This is a genomic window from Novosphingobium mangrovi (genome assembly GCF_022818885.1).
In the GTDB taxonomy this organism is placed as follows: Bacteria; Pseudomonadota; Alphaproteobacteria; order Sphingomonadales; family Sphingomonadaceae; genus Novosphingobium; species Novosphingobium mangrovi.
Window position 1 is genome coordinate 1 of sequence record NZ_JALHAT010000042.1, and the last position, 2,868, is coordinate 2,868.

Annotated in this window: 3 protein-coding genes and 1 pseudogene; 2 read left to right on the forward strand and 2 right to left on the reverse strand. The window is 70.8% G+C overall.

What is annotated here, in order from left to right; genetic code table 11:
• Together MTR65_RS17465 and MTR65_RS17470 are read right to left on the reverse strand one after the other, a co-directional pair.
• The coding region (locus tag MTR65_RS17465) for a tetratricopeptide repeat protein (RefSeq protein ID WP_243802487.1) at positions 1 to 887 on the reverse strand (887 nt) is incomplete at its 3' end.
• Entirely contained in the window at positions 884 to 1,615 is a 732-nt protein-coding gene (locus MTR65_RS17470) for a 2OG-Fe(II) oxygenase (RefSeq protein WP_243802489.1), read from the reverse strand. The genes MTR65_RS17470 and MTR65_RS17465, both read right to left, overlap by 4 nt.
• A gap of 61 nt (positions 1,616 to 1,676) precedes the next feature.
• Between MTR65_RS17470 and MTR65_RS17475 the strand changes: the two genes are divergently transcribed.
• Positions 1,677 to 2,453 carry a 2OG-Fe(II) oxygenase gene (locus MTR65_RS17475; protein ID WP_243802491.1) on the forward strand — a complete coding sequence of 259 codons (777 nt, stop codon included), beginning with the start codon at positions 1,677 to 1,679 and terminating at the stop codon, positions 2,451 to 2,453.
• A 109-nt stretch (positions 2,454 to 2,562) separates the two neighbouring features.
• A pseudogene (locus MTR65_RS17480) lies at positions 2,563 to 2,868 on the forward strand (hypothetical protein); the annotation flags it as partial.

Sequence of the window (2,868 nt, forward strand, 5' to 3'; positions counted from 1 at the left end):
CTCGCCGCCGTTGCGGCGGCCACGCGCACGTCGGGATCCTCGGGCATACGCGCCAGAGCGTCTTCCCCCGCCGCGTGGGCTTCGGGTGTGCAGTCTGCGCCGCTCAGCGCGCCGACCCAGGCGAGCGCCAGCGCGGCGTTGCCCGGCAGCGCGCGGCTGGCCGCCGCGTAGTGGTCGGCAAAGCGCCCACCTTCGAGCGCGCCCTCCTCGGTGTTGAGGCGCAGTTCGGCAAGATAGCGATGCGCGTCGAGCCAGCCGGGCATCTGCGCCGAAAGCGCATCAGCGATCTGGCGCGCCTCGGCAAACTGGCCTTCGGCCTCCAGCGCCATGGCCCGGCCCAGCCACAGGTTCGGATCGCCCTGGTTGACCGCTAGCGCCTTGGCGTAGCGCGCGCTCGCATCCCCCTCGCCGCGTTCGAGCGCGATGCGCGCACGACCGTGCAGGCCGCGCACATGTCCCGCATTGAGCGCGAGGCACGCCTCGTAGCTGGCCGAGGCCGCGGCCAGATCGCCGCTCGCCCGTTCGGCCGAACCGCGTGTCGACCAGTAGCGCGCATCATGGCGCCCCTTCGCCTCAAGCCCCTTGAGAAGGCGCGAGGCCTCGCCTGCGCGCCCCAGTTGTTCGAGCACGATGGCGTGGTTGACCGCGTATTCGAGTTCACCCGGCGCGGCCTTGCAGGCCCGCGCATAGAGCGCCTCGGCGCGCGTCGTATCGCCGAGGCGCAGCGCGCTGCCTCCCGCGCTGTTGAGCAGCCGGGGCTCCTTGGGTGCCAGCGCAAGCGCCTCATCGAAGAGGGCCTGTGCCTCGCCTGCCCGGCCCGCCTTCTCGGCGCTGAGCGCGGCTTCGCGCAACTGGCCAATGCGCGCCATGTCGAGCGAGACGCTCACCGATCGCGCAGCCAGCCGGTGATGGCGAGGCGCCGCGCGGGCGCGAAGGGCGCGACGTAGCTCACCATGTGGCTTTGCGGCACGCGCAGCAGGTTGAGCGCGTTGAAGCGCGGACGCCAGCCTTCGACCACGTCGCCATCCTCATCAAGGAAGTGCAGGTAGCCGCCCCAGTCGGGGTGCCAATCGGGTTGGGCAAAGTTCATCACGTAAGCGACGCGCCAGCCCTCGGCGACATGGCTGTCGGTGTGGGGCCCCAGAAAGTCGCCCGGCGCAAACAGGGTCGCCTGCGCGTCGGCCTTGCGCAGTTCGGGGATACCGCAGATGTCGCGCGCCAGTTGCAGGAACGGCGCGTCGTTGATGTGTTCGAGCAGCAGCGCGAGCGGGCCGTTGCGGTCCCAGCCCTGGAGGTACGCATCGAGCATCGGGTAGTTGGCGAAACGCACCGCGTATTCGCCCTTGGCCGCCGCGCCGTAGATCTTCTGCGCCAGCGCCTGGCGCTCCTCAGGCTTCATCGCCTGGATCTGCTCGGGGCGCAGCGTGGTGTGCGGCTCCTCCCCGGCCTGGCAGGCAAGGCCCCAGGGCGTCTCCTTCTCGAGGACGCCGCGGATCGTCTGCGCGGCCTCGGGCTTCAGGAAATCGCGCACCTGCACCCGGCCATGCTCCAGGAACTTCGCGCGAAGGGCCGCGCGGTCGAGCGCGGGATTGATCTCGAAGAGGGATAGCGTCATCGTGGCTCCGCAAGTAGCACAGGCCCCGCGTCTTTCCCAAGCCGCCCGCCCATGTGCATTGATGGAAATCACAGACGAAGCCGCGCACCCGACCATGCCCCCGACCTCAACGTCCCTGACCTTCACGCTCAATCCCGCTCTCGACACGAAGGCGGCCGCCGACGCGTTCGCGCAAGGCGGCCACACGCGCCTCACGGACTTCCTCGAAGAAGCCTGCGCCGAAGCGCTCTGGCGCGAGCTGCGCGCCCGCGAGGACTGGGTGCAGGTCATCAACAGCGGGGACAAGAGCTTCGAGCTCGACCGGCCCACCCGCAAGAGCTTCTCGCCCGAGCAGGCCAAGGCGATGGACGATGCGGTCTACGCGGGCGCGCGCAGCGGCTTCCAGTTCCGCTACGAGGCCGTGCGCGTCCCCGACAGCGCGAAGGCGCGGGCCAAGAGCACCGACCCGCTCGCCCGCTTTGCCACCTGGATGTCCTCGGCGCCCGTGCGCGCGCTGCTGGGCGCGGTCACCGGCGAGGCCGCGCTCACCTTTGCCGACGCGCAAGGAACCGCCTATGCGCCGGGCGACTTCCTCACCGCGCACGACGACGCGGTCGCGGGCAAGCGGCGCCATGCCGCCTACGTACTGGGCCTCAATCCGGCCTGGCGTGCGGAATGGGGCGGGCTGCTGCTGCTCCATGACGGGGGCGAGCAGGGCCGCATCGCCGTGCCCGCCTTCAACACGCTCGACCTCATCCGCGTCGGCCAGGCCCATTCGGTCAGCGAAGTGACCCGCGCGGCCCCCAACCGGCGCTATGCGGTTACCGGATGGATGCGCAAGGGGCCCGTCCCGGCCTGAGGGTTTCCGACGCCTTTTCCGGGACATGATGCGGCTTTTCATTTTGCGCAGGCCGCTGCTATGCTCAGCTCCAAGCACCGCCACGCGTGCCGAGGAGACCTGAAGACCGATGGCTGCCAAGACCGCCCGTCCTGCCCGCGCCGCATACCTGCGCGCGTCGTTCGTCACGCCTGTCACGCTCGGCGCCGCGCTGGCCCTGACGCCCTTGGCCGCAGGCGCGCAGGAAAGCGGCGAGCCGCCCGCCGCGCTGCGCGGGCTTGCCCAGTGCCGCGCGCTCACCGACGATGCCGCCCGCCTCGCCTGCTTTGACAGGGAGAGCGCCGCGCTTCTGGCCGCGAGCGATACCGGCGCGGTCGCCATCGTCGACGAGGACGAGGCCCGCCAGGTGCGCCGTTCGCTCTATGGCTTTGCCGTG